The following is a 13567-nucleotide window of genomic DNA, read 5'->3' as shown; positions in this document are numbered from 1 at the left end:
GTGACGCTCACTGCTCTCCGAGCTGCGTCACGATCGATTCCACGGCCTTCACGTTGCGGATGCCGGCCTCGGTCGCCGGGAAGTCGACCAGCACGTACCGCTCGTTCCGCACCGCGTCGAGCTGTGCGGTGACCGGGTTCGAGGTGAGCAGCGCGATCTTCGACGCGGCGGTGTTCCAGGCGGCGTCCACCAGCACGATCACGTCGGGGTCGGCCTCGGCGATCAGCTCCCACGAGCTCGACGTCCAGGTGTCGTGCACGTCGGCGAAGACGTTCTCGAGCCCGGCGGCCGACATGATCATCTCCGGCGCGCCGATGCCGGCGCCCACGAAGGGCTGGTCGGTGCCGGACGAGTACCAGAGCGCCGTGAGGCCACGGTCGTCGGGGGTGATCGCGTCGAGCTCTGCGCGCTGCTCGGCGATCAGCGCGCTCGCCGCCTCCGTCTCGCCGAGCAGTTGGCCGGCCTCCGCGAAGCCATCGAAGACGGTGTCGAACGTGAGCGGGTCGGGCATGTAGGCCGGAGCCTTGCAGGCCGCGGGGGCGACGTAGGTGGTGATGCCGAGATTCTGCAGGTCGGCTCGCTCACCGGCGCCGTCGACCGAGAAGTTCGACTCCCATCCGGCGAACACCAGGTCGGGCTCGAGGTCGAGCACGGCCTCCTTCGACGGCACCTTGTCGGAGACGACCGGGATGTCCTCGGCATCCGCCGCGAGATCGTCAGGCAGCGGGCCGTCGGAGAAGGCGGAGCCGATGATCCGATCCCCGGCGCCGAGGGCCAGCGCGAGTTCGAGAGTCGACGACTTCACGGTGAGGATGCGCTGCGGCGTGGCGCCGAGCGAGACCTCGGTGCCGCAGTTGTCGAGCACGATCGGCTCGGTGCTGGGGGTTTCGGCGTCGGGCGCTTCGGCCGATGACGCCGGCGCGCCGGCGCAGCCGCTGAGTCCGGCGGCGACGAGCAGGGCGAGGGCGGGGAGGGCGCCGAGGGCGCGGGCGGTGGCAGGCATGGTTCTCCGGGAGACGAGGACGGGAAGGGCGCAAGAGAGAGCACGTTCGCAGTCCAGGTCGGGACCACCGGCGTCGGCCAATCGGGTCGACGCGATGGGGTCATGGTAGCGCGGATACTGGATCCAAATCAATACTGGATTCTGGATCCAAAATCGACGAGGATGGAGAGCGCCCCACCGCAGCGGCGCACATCGCCGATCGCGACGCCGCGTTCAGCCGAGAGGAACCCATGCAGACCACACCCGTCTCGTACTTCAGCGAGGGTCAGCGCATCTCCGCCGTGTGGCGCACCCCCGATCATCAAGGTCCGTACCGCGCGATCGTTCAGGGCCCCGGTTGGCTCGGGCTGAAGGACGCCAAGCTCTACGTGCGCTACCACGAGGCGCTGGTCGATGCCGGCTTCGCCGTGCTCGTGATCGACTACCGCGGCTTCGGCGACTCCGAAGGCGACCGCGGATACCTCTCGCCGGCCTGGCAGCTGCAGGACCTGGTGAACGCCGTGACCTACCTCACCACCCGCGACGACGTGATCGCCGACGCGATCGGGGTCTTCGGCACCGGCGGCACCGGGGGCGGCAACGCCGTGCTCCTCGCCGACGCCGACCCGCGCATCAAGGCCGCGGTCAGCCAGGTGCCGGTCGCCGACGGCGAGGACTGGCTGCACCGCATGCGCAGCGAGTACGAGTGGCTCGACTTCCAGAAGTCCCTCGAAGAGGACCGCCGCCTGCGCGTCGCCACGGGGGAGGGGCGGATCGTGCACCCCCGTGAGGAGATCATGATCCCCACGGCCGAGCGTCGGGCGACGAAGATCAAGGCCGACGTCGACGACCGCATCCCGACAGCCGTGCCGCTCGCGTGCGCCGAGGGCATCATCGCGTACCGGCCGATCGACGCGGCCGGCCGCCTGACCACACCGCTGCTCGTGATCGGCGTCGAAGGCGACGCCACCACCCCGACCGACCACGCCGAGGCGCTTTACGAGGCGGCACGCGGACCGAAGCAGCTCATCATGCAGCGGCACACCACCCACTACGCCGCCTACGACGCGTACTGGGAGCAGACCACCCCGGTGATCGTGGGCTGGTTCGACCGGTACGTGCGCCCGGCGCACCTCATCCACCGGTCTTCGCCGTCGCCCGCGATCGGCGAATCCCTCACCACCGAAACCGTGCAGACACAGTCCGACAGCAAAGAGGAGGTCGCGCGATGAGCGTGGATCTGAAGATCACCGGCGGCACCGTCGTCACCCCCGCAGGGCCGGTCCTGGCCGACCTGCTCGTCGCCGACGGCAAGGTCGCGGGCATGGTCGCGGCCGGTACCGACGTCGCGGCTGCGCGCACGATCGACGCCGCGGGCAAGCTCGTGCTTCCCGGCATGGTCGACGTGCACGTGCACACCCGCGAACCCGGCTACGAGCACAAGGACGACATCTACACGACGAGCCTGCAGGCCGCGGCCGGTGGCGTCACCACGATGTTCGGGATGCCCAACCTCAAGCCGCCGACCACCGACGTCGCCACGTTGACCGACGTGTTCCACCGGTATGAGGAGTCGTCGATCGTCGACTGGAACCACAACCCCGCGCCGACGAAGTTCGATGAGATCGCCGGCATGAGCGAGATGGGCATCCGGGCGTACAAGATCTACATGGTCGTCGACACGGGCCGCGACTACCCGCACCCCTCCGGCACCGGCATCCACAACCACGGCCACCTGCTCGAGATCATGGATCACATCGCCCAGACCGGCAAGCGCTTCATCGTGCACCCGCACGACCAGGCGCTCATGGATTACATCGAGGGCGCCTACCTCGCCCGCGGCGAGAACACCCCCGAGGGCTACGCCTCCGCCTACGCCGCGCGCGAGGGTGTGATCTGGGACACGGCCATCGACGTCGTGCTGCGTCTCGCCGAGGCCTCCGGCTGTCCCGTGCACATCGCGCACATCCAGACCCGACGCTCGATCGAGGCCGTTCGGCGCGCCAAGCAGAACGGCATCGACGTGACCTGCGAGGTCAACCACTGGGCGCCGTTCCTGTCGACCTGGAACGACGTCGAGACCCTCGGCCCGTACGCGCTCAGCTACTGGGTGCCCGACGACAACCGCGCGGCCGTCTGGGAGGGCATGCGCGACGGCACGATCGACATCGCCGCCAGCGACCACGCCCCGCACACGCGCGAGGAGAAGGAGGTCGGGTGGACGCAGATGTGGAGTTCGCACACCGGCACCCCCGGCATCCAGTACTACTACGAGCTCATGCTCGACGCGGTCAACAAGGGCGAGCTCGACCTGCAGCGCGCGATCGACATGGTCGCCCATATCCCCGCCGCCAAGTTCGGCCTGGAGGGTGTGAAGGGATCGCTCACGATCGGGGCGGACGCCGACATCGTCATCGCCGACCTCGCCGACGAGTGGACGATCACGAACGACGGCGTGCTGTCGAAGATCGGCTGGACCCCCTACGACGGGCGCACCATCAGCGCCCGCATCCAGCGCACGCTCGTGCGCGGTGTCGACGTCTACGTCGGCGACGAGGTCGTCGGCGACCGCACATTCGGAAAGCTCGCCGCATCGGCGGAAGACAGGGCGGCGTTCGCCGCTGGAGAGGAACTGACATGAAATTCGGACTGCTGCTGCCGCACTTCGGCGAGGAGGCGAGCAAGGAGAAGCTCCTGGAGGGATCGAAGCTCGCCGAGAGCTTCGGATTCGACTCCGTCTGGGTGCGCGATCACCTGGTGTTCGAGCCGCACGGCGAGATGGAGAAGCCGAACCGCACGTTCTACGACGCGCTGACGACTCTCACTGCCATCGGTGCCGTCACCGACAAGATCGAGCTCGGCACCGGATCGCTCATCCCGTTCCGGCACCCGCTCGTCACCGCTCTCATGGCCGGCACGATGACCCAGCTGCTCGGCCCGCGCCTGATCCTCGGCTTCGGCGCCGGCACGTTCGACCACGAGTTCGACGCGATCGGCTGGGGCGACCTCGACCGCGTCGAGATGGTGCGCTCGAACGCCGAGATCCTGCGCCGCGTCTTCACCGAGAACGACGTCACCTACGACGACGGCATCTTCACATTCGAGAACGTCACGATCGAGCCCAAGCCCGTGGGGGGACGCATCCCGTTCTGGTACTGCGGCGCGACCCCGCGTTCGGCCCGTCTCGCGGCGGAGTTCGCCGACGGGTGGATGCCCGGACGCACGGGCCTGCTCACCATGGAGAAGCGCATCAAGACCATGCGCGAGATGACGGACGAGAACGGCCGCCCGATGCCGACCATCGCCGTCATCCCGCCCACGTCGATCGAGGACACCCGCGAAGAGGCGCTCAAGCACGTGAACATCCCGGGCCTTCTCGCCTGGGCGAACAAGGCCAAGTTCGCGGTGAAGCCGCCGTCCGGCAGCTTCGAGACCGTCGAAGACCTCGAAGGACAGCTCATCGTCGGCAGCCCCGACGAGGCGGTCGAGCAGATCAAGCGGTTCGAGGAGGTCGGCACCGAGCACCTGGTGTTCGACTTCCGCTTCAAGTTCGATCGGTTCTTCGAGCAGATCGAACTCCTCGGCACCGAGGTGCTTCCGAAGCTGCGATAAGTCGCGCACCGACGCGCGGCGATGAGACGAGAGGTCGACGATGACTGACGTGAACGACACCGCACGGGACTCGGCGGATCCGCTGATCTCGGTCACCGGGCTCTCGGTGAGCTATGACGTCGCGCGGACGGGAAAGAAGCTGATCGCCATCGAAGACGTCGACCTCGACGTGTTCGAAGGTGAGTTCATCACGGTGCTCGGCCCGTCGGGGTGCGGAAAGACGACGTTCATGAACGTCATCGCCGGCCTCGTCGCGCCGAGCACCGGGGCCGTCCTCGTCGATGGGAAGCAGGTCGACGGCCCTGGTCCCGACCGGGCCGTTGTCTTCCAGGACTACGCCCTGCTGCCCTGGCGCACCGTGTTCGACAACGTGAAGTTCGGACTCGAGATGCAGAAGGGCCTGCGCACCGCCGACTGGCGGGCGAAGGTGCAGGAGGCCATCGAGATGGTGGGGCTTGCGGGATTCGAGTCGTCGTACCCCCGTGAGCTCTCCGGCGGCATGCAGCAGCGCGTCGGGCTCGCCCGCGCGTTCGTCGCGGAACCGCGCATCCTGTTGATGGACGAGCCGCTCGGTGCCGTCGACGCCCTCACCCGCGAGGTGATGCGCGACGAGATCGAGAAGCTCATCGAGGCGACGGGCAAGACCGTCCTCTTCATCACGCACTCGATCGAGGAGGCCATCCTCCTCGGTGACCGCATCGTCGTCTTCAAGAGCCACCCCGGTGCGATCAAGGAGATCATCACGACCGGCATCCCGCGCCCGCGCTCGGAACGGTCGGTGCAGCACGATCCGCGCTTCCTCGAACTCCGCGACCACCTCTGGGAGGCGCTGGAGGGTGAGGCCACGGCAGCGGCGGTGTCGAAATGACCGCGCTGCTCGCCACCGGGCCGAACCTCGGCAGGGGTGGCCTCGCCGCCTGGCTCGCGGGGCTGAGCGCCCGGGGCAAGGCGGCGGTCATCGCGGTCGAGGTCGTCATGCTCCTCGTGCTCTGGCAGCTGGTCGTCGGGGTGTTCGGCTGGATCAGTCCGGTCTTCCTGCCGCCGCCTCTGGCCATCGCGCAGGGGTTCGGCGAGATCGTGGCGAACGGATCGCTCGCCGCCAACGCCGGCATCTCGGTGCAGGCGTGGCTGACCGGTTTCGCGCTCGCGGTGGTCGTCGGCATCCCGGTCGGGCTCCTGATGGGAACATCGCTTCCCGTCGACCGCGTGATCGGTCCGATCGCGTGGACGATCTACGCCACGCCGTCGATCGCCTATCAGCCGCTCGCGAAGGCGTGGTTCGGATTCGGCATCGGTCCGGTGATCTTCCTCGTGACGATCAGCGCGATCTTCCCGATCCTGCTCAACGTCGCCGCGGGCATGCGCACCACGAACCCGTCGATCATCCGCGCCGCCCGCGTGTACGGGGCGGGGCGGATGCGGCTGTATCGCTCGGTGTACCTGCCGTCGACGATCCCGTTCCTGTTCGCGGGGCTGCGGCAAGCGGTCGTCCTCGCCACGATCGGCATGGTCGTGGCCGAGCTCGCGGGCTCGTCGGGCGGCATGGGCGCGCTCATCATCCGCGCCTCGAACACGTATCAGACCGACCAGGCGTTCGCCGCGATCGCCGTCGTCGTGCTGTGGAGCGTGAGCATGACCCAGGTGGTCACGGCCATCGAACGCGGGGTCGCGCCGTGGACGAGGAAGGGCACGCGATGAGCGTCGTCTCGGCAACCGGAACCGTCCGCATCGTGCGGCCGCGGCGTGTGGTGCGCTCCGGCGAGGGAAAGTGGACCCTGCTCCTGATCGGGGTGATCGCCGCAGTGCTGCTCCTGTGGGAGGCAGCCGTCAGCTGGTTCCACTGGATACCGGCGGCCTTCCTGCCCGCACCGACCGCGGTGGCCGTGGCGTTCGGCCAGCTCATGGTCGACCCCGAGTTCTGGAGCGCCTTCGCGTTCAGCGTCACCAACCTGCTGATCGGCCTCGCGATCGCGATCGTCGTCGGTGTGGTCGTGGGGCTCGCGGTCGGCTGGTCGCCGGTGCTGCGCTTCATGGTCGCCCCGTTCCTGTGGGTGCTGTACTCCACGCCCAAGGTCGCGCTCGCCCCGCTGTTCATCCTCGGCCTGGGCCTCGGCAGCGAGTCGAAGATCGCCCTCGTGATCCTGCTGGCGGTGTTCCCGATTCTGCTGAACACGATGGAGGGCGCGGTCACCGTGAACCCTTCGCTCGTCAACGCGGCCAGGGTGTACGGCGCGAAGGGGATCGGCCTCGGCTGGAAGGTGATCTTCCCCGCCACGCTGCCCTACAGCCTCTCCGGCATCCAGCGCGGTGCGGCCCTCGGCTTCACGGGCGAGGTGCTCGGCGAGTTCCTCGGCGGCACCGGCGGCCTCGGTCACCTGCTCGAGTTCGCCGCGTACCAATTCCGGATGGACGAGGCCATCGCGATGGTCGTGGTGATGGTCATCATCGCCAACCTCACGCTGCTGCTCATCTCGATCCTCCGGCGCCGGCTGGCGCCCTGGTACGACGAGCGCAAGATCGTCGGCTGACCGGCACCGACGCAGACTCCCGACGCCCCTCGACTCCCGACCCCCGTCTCATGCGCGACGGGGGTCGGGTCCGTTCGGCGGGCATTCACTCGCGATCGAGTGGTACGCTTTGTTGTACCACTCGGGAGGTGGAGGATGTCCGCGATCTCGGCTACCGAGGCCCGCAAGAGCCTGTTCGGCCTTATCCAGCAGGTGAACGATGACCATGCGCCCGTCGAGGTCGTCTCCCGACGTGGGAACGCCGTCATCATGTCGAAGGACGACTACGACGCCCTCACGGAGACGGCGTACCTGCTGCGAAACCCTGTGGGTGCAGAGCGACTTCTCTCGGCGATCGAGCGTGCGCGCCGCGGTGAGGCCGAGCAGCACGACCTGATCGACGAGTGACTCGGAGATTGGCCTTCGACCCCCATGGGTGGGAGGACTACACGTACTGGCAGGGCCAGGATCGCAAGACGCTGAGGCGGATCAACCAGCTCATCGCCGACGTTCTCCGTGATCCCTTCGAGGGCATCGGGAAACCGGAGCCGCTGAAGCACGTGCTCTCCGGGGCGTGGTCCCGCCGCATCGACCAGGCCAATCGCCTCGTCTACTACGTGAGCGACGAGCAGATCGTCATTCTCCAGGCTCGCGACCACTACTAGGACGCGGACCGAAGGGCCGTCTAGTCGACTGCCGGCTGGGTGTGAAGTGGCATCGCTCTGTATCCCGCGGGAGTTGCGGGGCCTAAGCGAACACGCCAGCCGCCATACAAAGAGGCGCCACCGCCATGCGCAACGGTGGGGCCTTTCGTGCGAGTCAGCGACTCACGGGTAGGTCAGCGTGGCCGGTCCCTCGTTGTCGAGGCCCAGGAGCTCCTGCGCCTTGCGGAGGTAGACGAGCTGCTCGTCATCGAACTCCAGCGGTTCGAGCTTCTGCGTCTCGATGGTGGTGTCCCACGCCTCGCCGTCGAAGTACAGGTTCGGGCAGGCGAGGTGTCCGTCGAGGATCCAGACGCTGTCCGAATCACGCAGTTCCGCGACGTCGAAGTCGTTGGCCTCGTAGATGTCCAGCGCCTCCTCCGCGTTCTCGGGGAACTCGCCGGGCGCGGGCGCCGTCATGAAGTCGGTGCCCTTCAGCGTGGCCCGCAGGAACCGGACGAGGGTATTCGGATTCTCCTGCGCCCACTTCGTGCCGGCGATCTGCACGTCGTTCGCCCAGTTGCGCAGCGACTCGACCACGATGTTCGCGCCGTGAGCTTCGAGTGCTGCCCTGTCGTCGGCGTAGAACGGCTGCAGGCTGATCTTGTCGTTGACGAAGAACTCCGTCCACGACTCCGATCCGGGCCCGGGTAGACGACCTCAGTGTCGACGGATGCGACGTCCCAGCCCTCCTCCTTCAACACCTGGGCGCGCTGGAACTCGGCCGGGTCGCCGGGAGTGCCGGCCAGCACGATCGACGTGCCGTCGAGGTCGTCGACGCTCTTCACGTCGGACTGCACCGCGAAGTCGAAGTTCTGCCGGCAGTAGTGGCCGGAGACCAGATCGATCTCGACACCGCCGCGGATGGCGTCGATCACGGTGCCGGTCGACTCGACGCCGATGTCGGCACTGCCGCTGGCGACGGCGGCCGTGACGTTGTCGGCGGTGATGACCTCGACGGTGAGGCCCTCGTCTTCGTAGTAGCCGAGGTCGGACGCCAGGACGAACATCGAGTACATCGTGATGTCGGGGAAGGGGATGGCCACCGTGATGCTGGTGTCCTCCGCGGCTCCGGGTTCGCCGTCGCCGAGGTCGACGGGTCCTTCCGGTGTCGGCGTCGGCGAGGCGCAGGCGGCGAGCAGCGTCAGTGCTGCTGCGCCCCCGACCGCGGCGATGCCGAGTCTGTTTCGTGTCGTGCGCATGACTCTCCATTCGGGCAAGTGCGTGCGACTCCTCCGTGGAGTGGGGCGCCTCACGCGGATTTTGGGATACGGTATCCAATTTGGAATCGGGTGTCCATGGTTTGCGGGATATCGTGCTCGAACAGGGTCTAGACGACCGTGATGAAAATTGGATACAGTATCCCAAACAGATTCCCGCGATGAAGAGGTGAAGATGCGTGCCGCCGTGCTGAGCCGTCATGACCTGGACGGGCTGACCGTCGCGGTCGCGGATGTCCCGGCACCCGGCGACGGCGAAGTGCTCGTGCGCGTGGAGACGGTCGGGGTGAATCAGCTCGACCTCAACGTCATCGCCGGTGTCGGCCCAGGAGCACGGGCGCAGCTGCCTCGCATCCTCGGGATCGACCCGGCCGGCGAGATCATCGCCATCGGAGCGGGTGTCGACCAGAAGCGGATCGGCCAGACCGTGGTGGTCAAACCCAACATCGCCTGCGGGCAGTGCGCCCATTGCCAGGCCGGAGACGAAGCCGATTGCCCGAACCAGACCGTCGTCGGCGTGCACCGCGACGGGGGCGCCGCCGAGTACGTCGTCGTCCCCTCCCGCAACGCGATCGACCGCCACGGCCTCGACGCGGCACAGGCGACCGCCGTGGTGCACAGTGCCTCCATCGTGATCAACGCCGTGCGCACGGTCGCGCTCGCCGCGGGCGACAGGGTGCTCGTCACCGGCGCGGGCGGCACCCTCGGCCGTGCGGCGGTGGCCATCGCGCTCGCTCGCGGGGCCCAGGTCGTCGCCGCGTCGCGCCGTACTCTCGCACCGCTCGGAGACGAGCAGCTCATCCAGGCTTCGGGAGCTCCCGCGCTGGCGGCGGCCCTCGACGGGGGAGAGGGGTTCGACGTCGTGCTCGATGTCTCCGGCCACGCTCCGACCCTGAGCGCCGGGATCTCGGCGTTGCGGTGGGGAGGTCGGGCCGTGTTCTGCGCGGCATCCGTCGACAGCGACCTGCGCATCGACGCCCGCGACTTCTACCTGCGTCGCAAGCGGCTGTCGGGTGTGGCCAGCGCACGCTACGACGATGTGGCCGAGGCTCTCGCGCTCGCCGCCGCCGGGGCCCTGCCCTCGCTCGTCGGCCGCCGCTACGCGCTGGACGACATCGCCACGGCGTATCGCGATTTCCCCCGCAAGGGCGACGGGAAGGTCGTCGTCGATGTGCGCTGACCGCCCTCGGTATCGAAGAGGAGACCAGAAGTGACGAATTCCGCATCACCCGGCGCGGGTGCGCTGGCCGGGATCCGCGTGGTCGAGCTGGGCCAGTACATCTCGGGTCCGTTCGCGGCCAAGCTGCTCGCCGACCTCGGCGCCGACGTCGTCAAGGTCGAGTCGCCCGAGGGGGACCCGATGCGCCGATGGGAGGGGCGGGCGACCATGAGTCCCCAGTTCGCCGCCTACAACCGGGGCAAGCGCGGGGTCGTGCTCGACCTCAAGAGCGCCGAGGGGCTCGCTGCGCTGTTCGGCCTGGTCGACGATGCCGACATCGTGCTGGACAACTTCCGCCCCGGTGTCGCCGAGCGGCTCGGGTTCGGCCCCGATGCGCTGCACGAACGCAACCCGCGGGTGATCACGTGCTCGATCACCGGTTTCGGCCCCACCGGGCCGGCCGCGAAGCGCCCTGCCTACGACACCGTGATCTCGGCGACCGGGGGAATGTACAGCCAGGTGGTCCCGGCCTCCACGATCCGTCCGCTGGGGCCTGCGTTCTCCGATCTGCTGTCGGGGATGTCGGCCGTACAGGCCGTGCTCGCCGCCCTGCATGCCCGTGACGTCAGCGGGGTGGGCGAGCATGTCGAGGTCACGATGGTGGGTGCCCTGCTCGACTTCCTCACCGAGTCCGCTTCGGCGTTCCTCGAGACCGGACAGGTCTCATCGCCCGACTCGCGTCCGCGCCGCGCGCAGGCCTACGCCTGCCGGGGGTCCGACGACAAGGCCTTTGTGATCCATATGTCGGTGCCGGAGAAGTTCTGGACCGGACTGCTCGACGTGCTCGAGCGGCCCGATCTCGCCGACGACCCGCGCTTCTCGACCCGGGAAGCGCGCGTGCGCAACTATGATGAGCTCGACGTGGTGGTCAAGGAGATCGCCGCCACCCGACCCCGGCAGTACTGGCTCGACCGGCTCGCCGCGCACGACATCCCGCACGGTCCGCTGAACACGATGGGCGACCTGTTCGACGATCCGCAGATCGCGAGCATGGGTCTGGTCGAGGAGATCGAGGGGCCTGATGGCGCGCTGCGCGTCCCGGTGCCCAGCATCCGGTTCCAGCGGTCCGGTCGACCCGAGCTGCGATACGCGCCGGCGCTCGGCGCCGACACCGAGGAGATCACGGGACTGCGGACCGGCTCCGACCCCGAATCCGAACCCGCACGAGCGAAGGAAGGGGCAGCCTGATGCCCGGTATCGACGACCTCGTCGCGATCGACGTCCACACCCACCCGCAGACCGAGGAGTTCATCGCGGCGATGGGCCAGCGGCACTCCCAGATGTCGGCGCACTTCGGGCGCGAGCGGCCGGTGGTGTCGTTCGCCGAGCAGGCCGATCAGTACCGCGACCGCAAGATGATGGCCGTGATCGTGAACTCCGACTCGGAGACCACGAGCGGAATCAAGGGTGCACCGAACGACCTCCTCGGCAAGGCGCAGCAGGACCACCCCGATGTGTTCCTCGCCTTCGCCGGCATCGACCCGTGGAAGGGCGAGGCCGCGGTCGCCGAGATCCGTCGGATGCACGCCGAGTACGGCATCAAGGGCGTCGGCGAGCTCAACCCGTCGCGGCAGAAGTTCCTCGCCAACGACCGTCGCTTCTTCCCGATCTGGGAGACCTGCGCTGAACTCGGGCTCGTGGTGATGTTCCACTCCGGGTTCCCCGGCGCCGGTGCGGGTACTCCCGGTGGCGGCGGATATCGGCTCGAGAACGCCCGCCCTGTGCCGTACATCGACGACGTGGCTGCAGAGTTCCCCGAGCTGAACATCATCAGCGCGCACCCGGCATGGCCGTGGCACCTCGAGAACCTGGCGATGGTGTGGCACAAGTCGAACGTGTACCTCGACCTGTCGGGGTGGGCGCCGAAGTACCTGCCGCCCGAGGTGGTCCGCTACGCCGACTCGCTGATCTCCGACCGGGTGCTCTTCGGGTCGGATTGGCCCGTGATGACCGCCGACCGCTGGATGGCCGAGTTCGACGAGCTCGGGCTCAAGGAGGAATCGCGTCGGAAGATCCTGCTCGACAACGCACGCACGCTGTTCCGACTGTGAGCGCGAAGGAAGGAGCCGATCGTGGCTGAACTGGTGATGGCCGCAGCGACCCCACACAACCCGCTGCTGTGGCGGGCGATGCGCGAGCCGATGCCCGACGATCTCGTGACGGTCGAGGCGAACTTCCGTCGCATCCGTGAGGCGATCTCGGATGCCGGGGTCGACACTCTCATCGTGCTCGGCACCGACCACGTGCGGCAGTTCTTCTCCGACAACTCACCTGCCTTCATCGTCGGCAAAGCCGCCTCGTACCACGGCACCTACGAGAACGAGGTGCGCACCTTCGGCATGGAGTACGCCGAGCTGACCGGCGACCCGGAGCTCGCGACGCAGATCACCGGCCGCGAGGTGCTGCCCGAGACCATCGACTTCTCGGTCTCGCACGAGTGGCGGCTCGACCACAGCTTCGTGCTGCCACTGCAATACGTGCGTCCGGAGCTCGACCTGCCGATCGTGCCGATCCACGCGAACTCGATCCTGCCTCCGCTGCCGACCGCCGCCCGCTTCGCCGCTCTCGGACACCACCTGCGCACCGCGGTCGAGTCCTGGGACAGCGACGCCAGAGTGGGCCTGCTCACCTCGGGGCACATGGCAACCGACGTGGGTGGCCCGCGCACCTTCAACGGCTCGCCAGATCCGGAGTTCGACGCCGAGGCCGTCGGGTGGATGCGTGACGGCGACCTCGACGGGGCGATCGCCGGATGCCGGTTCGACCGCATCATGGCCGCCGGCAACGTCACGTATCAGTACGTGAACATCGTCGCCGCGCTCGCCGCCATGCAGGGGCGCCCGGCCGAACTCGCGGAGGCCACGACCTCGCGCTTCGCCTCCAGTCCGTTCTTCCTCTGGAGGGCCGCATCGTGAGCCGGTACATGATGAACAAGTTCATCCGCGCTGTCGAGATGAGCACCGCGAACGTGAACGCCTACGTCGCCGACACCGAGGGGTTCGTCGCCGGGTGGCTCGCCGGGGGAGCGGGGCCCGACGCGGTCGCCGACGACCGGGTGCTGACCCCCGAGGAGCGCACCGCCTTCGTCAACCGCGACTACGGCGTGCTCTACGGTCTCGGCGCGCATCCGTATCTGCTGTGGCACTTCACCGAAGCCGTCTACGAGCACGAGTACACCGAGGGCTTCGGATGGCGCGAACTCGTCGAGCGATACCGCGCCGCGATCATCCCGTACGGCGAGGTCGACGACATCCCCTGACCTCGTCGAACGCCTGTGCGCAGGCGCGACGGATGCCCCGTGGGTGGGGTTTCCACGGGGCATCCGC

General features: G+C 68.2%; 16 protein-coding genes. 13 read left to right on the top strand and 3 right to left on the bottom strand.

Going from position 1 to position 13567, the window contains the following annotated elements; translation table 11 throughout:
* Positions 1-7: 7 nt before the first annotated feature.
* Positions 8-1003, bottom strand: a complete 996-nt coding sequence (locus ABDC25_RS18440) for a putative F420-0 ABC transporter substrate-binding protein (RefSeq protein WP_167255051.1) — start codon at positions 1001-1003, stop codon at positions 8-10.
* A gap of 230 nt (positions 1004-1233) precedes the next feature.
* On the opposite strand from ABDC25_RS18440, the gene ABDC25_RS18435 reads away from it, so the two are divergent.
* The 8 genes from ABDC25_RS18435 to ABDC25_RS18400 all read left to right on the top strand — a co-directional run bounded on the left by ABDC25_RS18435 (position 1234) and on the right by ABDC25_RS18400 (position 7766).
* On the top strand, positions 1234-2214 hold the full coding sequence (locus ABDC25_RS18435) for a CocE/NonD family hydrolase (protein ID WP_347124071.1): 981 nt from the start codon (positions 1234-1236) through the stop codon (positions 2212-2214).
* Complete coding sequence (locus tag ABDC25_RS18430) at positions 2211-3623, top strand: dihydroorotase family protein (RefSeq protein WP_029268024.1); 1413 nt, start codon at positions 2211-2213, stop codon at positions 3621-3623. The genes ABDC25_RS18435 and ABDC25_RS18430 overlap by 4 nt, the downstream gene beginning before the upstream one ends.
* Positions 3620-4594, top strand: coding sequence for an LLM class flavin-dependent oxidoreductase (locus ABDC25_RS18425; RefSeq protein WP_021201484.1), 975 nt, complete (start codon positions 3620-3622; stop codon positions 4592-4594). The genes ABDC25_RS18430 and ABDC25_RS18425 overlap by 4 nt, the downstream gene beginning before the upstream one ends.
* Positions 4595-4634: 40 nt before the next feature.
* The gene (locus tag ABDC25_RS18420) at positions 4635-5462 is read left to right on the top strand and encodes an ABC transporter ATP-binding protein (protein ID WP_021201485.1); all 828 of its coding nucleotides are present in this window, start codon (positions 4635-4637) and stop codon (positions 5460-5462) included.
* Complete coding sequence (locus ABDC25_RS18415; protein ID WP_347124068.1) at positions 5459-6292, top strand: ABC transporter permease; 834 nt, start codon at positions 5459-5461, stop codon at positions 6290-6292. The genes ABDC25_RS18420 and ABDC25_RS18415 overlap by 4 nt, the downstream gene beginning before the upstream one ends.
* Entirely contained in the window at positions 6289-7122 is an 834-nt protein-coding gene (locus ABDC25_RS18410) for an ABC transporter permease subunit (protein WP_029260748.1), read from the top strand. The genes ABDC25_RS18415 and ABDC25_RS18410 overlap by 4 nt, the downstream gene beginning before the upstream one ends.
* 135 nt (positions 7123-7257) lie before the next feature.
* A complete protein-coding gene (locus ABDC25_RS18405; protein ID WP_021201488.1) occupies positions 7258-7509 on the top strand; it encodes a type II toxin-antitoxin system prevent-host-death family antitoxin in 252 nt (83 codons plus the stop codon).
* Between the two features lie 8 nt (positions 7510-7517).
* Positions 7518-7766: a Txe/YoeB family addiction module toxin gene (locus tag ABDC25_RS18400; protein WP_021201489.1), complete on the top strand. Its 249-nt coding sequence runs from the start codon at positions 7518-7520 to the stop codon at positions 7764-7766.
* Between the two features lie 162 nt (positions 7767-7928).
* Here the strand turns inward: ABDC25_RS18400 and ABDC25_RS18395 are convergent, their stop codons facing one another.
* Positions 7929-8222 carry a hypothetical protein gene (locus ABDC25_RS18395; RefSeq protein WP_347124065.1) on the bottom strand — a complete coding sequence of 98 codons (294 nt, stop codon included), beginning with the start codon at positions 8220-8222 and terminating at the stop codon, positions 7929-7931.
* A 14-nt stretch (positions 8223-8236) separates the two neighbouring features.
* Positions 8237-9004 (bottom strand): ABC transporter substrate-binding protein, encoded by a 768-nt coding sequence (locus ABDC25_RS18390; protein ID WP_347124063.1) that lies wholly within the window; start codon positions 9002-9004, stop codon positions 8237-8239.
* Between the two features lie 193 nt (positions 9005-9197).
* Between ABDC25_RS18390 and ABDC25_RS18385 the strand changes: the two genes are divergently transcribed.
* Genes ABDC25_RS18385 through ABDC25_RS18365 form a run of 5 tightly spaced genes read left to right on the top strand, consistent with a single transcriptional unit; the run spans position 9198 to position 13500 of the window.
* Entirely contained in the window at positions 9198-10202 is a 1005-nt protein-coding gene (locus ABDC25_RS18385) for an alcohol dehydrogenase catalytic domain-containing protein (protein WP_136025496.1), read from the top strand.
* A 30-nt stretch (positions 10203-10232) separates the two neighbouring features.
* The gene (locus ABDC25_RS18380; RefSeq protein ID WP_347124061.1) at positions 10233-11429 is read left to right on the top strand and encodes a CaiB/BaiF CoA-transferase family protein; all 1197 of its coding nucleotides are present in this window, start codon (positions 10233-10235) and stop codon (positions 11427-11429) included.
* Positions 11429-12292, top strand: a complete 864-nt coding sequence (locus ABDC25_RS18375; RefSeq protein ID WP_347124059.1) for an amidohydrolase family protein — start codon at positions 11429-11431, stop codon at positions 12290-12292. Before ABDC25_RS18380 ends, ABDC25_RS18375 begins: the two co-directional genes overlap by 1 nt.
* Before the next feature lie 21 nt (positions 12293-12313).
* Entirely contained in the window at positions 12314-13156 is an 843-nt protein-coding gene (locus ABDC25_RS18370) for a hypothetical protein (RefSeq protein ID WP_347124057.1), read from the top strand.
* A complete protein-coding gene (locus ABDC25_RS18365) occupies positions 13153-13500 on the top strand; it encodes a hypothetical protein (protein WP_347126035.1) in 348 nt (115 codons plus the stop codon). Before ABDC25_RS18370 ends, ABDC25_RS18365 begins: the two co-directional genes overlap by 4 nt.
* Positions 13501-13567: the final 67 nt, after the last annotated feature.

The sequence above is a fragment of the Microbacterium sp. SY138 genome (assembly GCF_039729145.1).
Classification (GTDB): domain Bacteria; phylum Actinomycetota; class Actinomycetes; order Actinomycetales; family Microbacteriaceae; genus Microbacterium; species Microbacterium maritypicum_A.
Note: the sequence above shows the minus strand (reverse complement) of the source record. Positions and strands in the feature narration are given on the sequence as shown.

Bases quoted from the DNA above. Each gene is read 5' to 3' on its own strand.
- ABDC25_RS18440 (WP_167255051.1), bottom strand. From the start codon at position 1,003: ATGCCTGCCACCGCCCGCGCCCTCGGCGCCCTCCCCGCCCTCGCCCTG.
- ABDC25_RS18435 (WP_347124071.1), top strand. From the start codon at position 1,234: ATGCAGACCACACCCGTCTCGTACTTCAGCGAGGGTCAGCGCATCTCC.
- ABDC25_RS18430 (WP_029268024.1), top strand. From the start codon at position 2,211: ATGAGCGTGGATCTGAAGATCACCGGCGGCACCGTCGTCACCCCCGCA.
- ABDC25_RS18425 (WP_021201484.1), top strand. From the start codon at position 3,620: ATGAAATTCGGACTGCTGCTGCCGCACTTCGGCGAGGAGGCGAGCAAG.
- ABDC25_RS18420 (WP_021201485.1), top strand. From the start codon at position 4,635: ATGACTGACGTGAACGACACCGCACGGGACTCGGCGGATCCGCTGATC.
- ABDC25_RS18415 (WP_347124068.1), top strand. From the start codon at position 5,459: ATGACCGCGCTGCTCGCCACCGGGCCGAACCTCGGCAGGGGTGGCCTC.
- ABDC25_RS18410 (WP_029260748.1), top strand. From the start codon at position 6,289: ATGAGCGTCGTCTCGGCAACCGGAACCGTCCGCATCGTGCGGCCGCGG.
- ABDC25_RS18405 (WP_021201488.1), top strand. From the start codon at position 7,258: ATGTCCGCGATCTCGGCTACCGAGGCCCGCAAGAGCCTGTTCGGCCTT.
- ABDC25_RS18395 (WP_347124065.1), bottom strand. From the start codon at position 8,222: ATGACGGCGCCCGCGCCCGGCGAGTTCCCCGAGAACGCGGAGGAGGCG.
- ABDC25_RS18390 (WP_347124063.1), bottom strand. From the start codon at position 9,004: ATGCGCACGACACGAAACAGACTCGGCATCGCCGCGGTCGGGGGCGCA.
- ABDC25_RS18385 (WP_136025496.1), top strand. From the start codon at position 9,198: ATGCGTGCCGCCGTGCTGAGCCGTCATGACCTGGACGGGCTGACCGTC.
- ABDC25_RS18375 (WP_347124059.1), top strand. From the start codon at position 11,429: ATGCCCGGTATCGACGACCTCGTCGCGATCGACGTCCACACCCACCCG.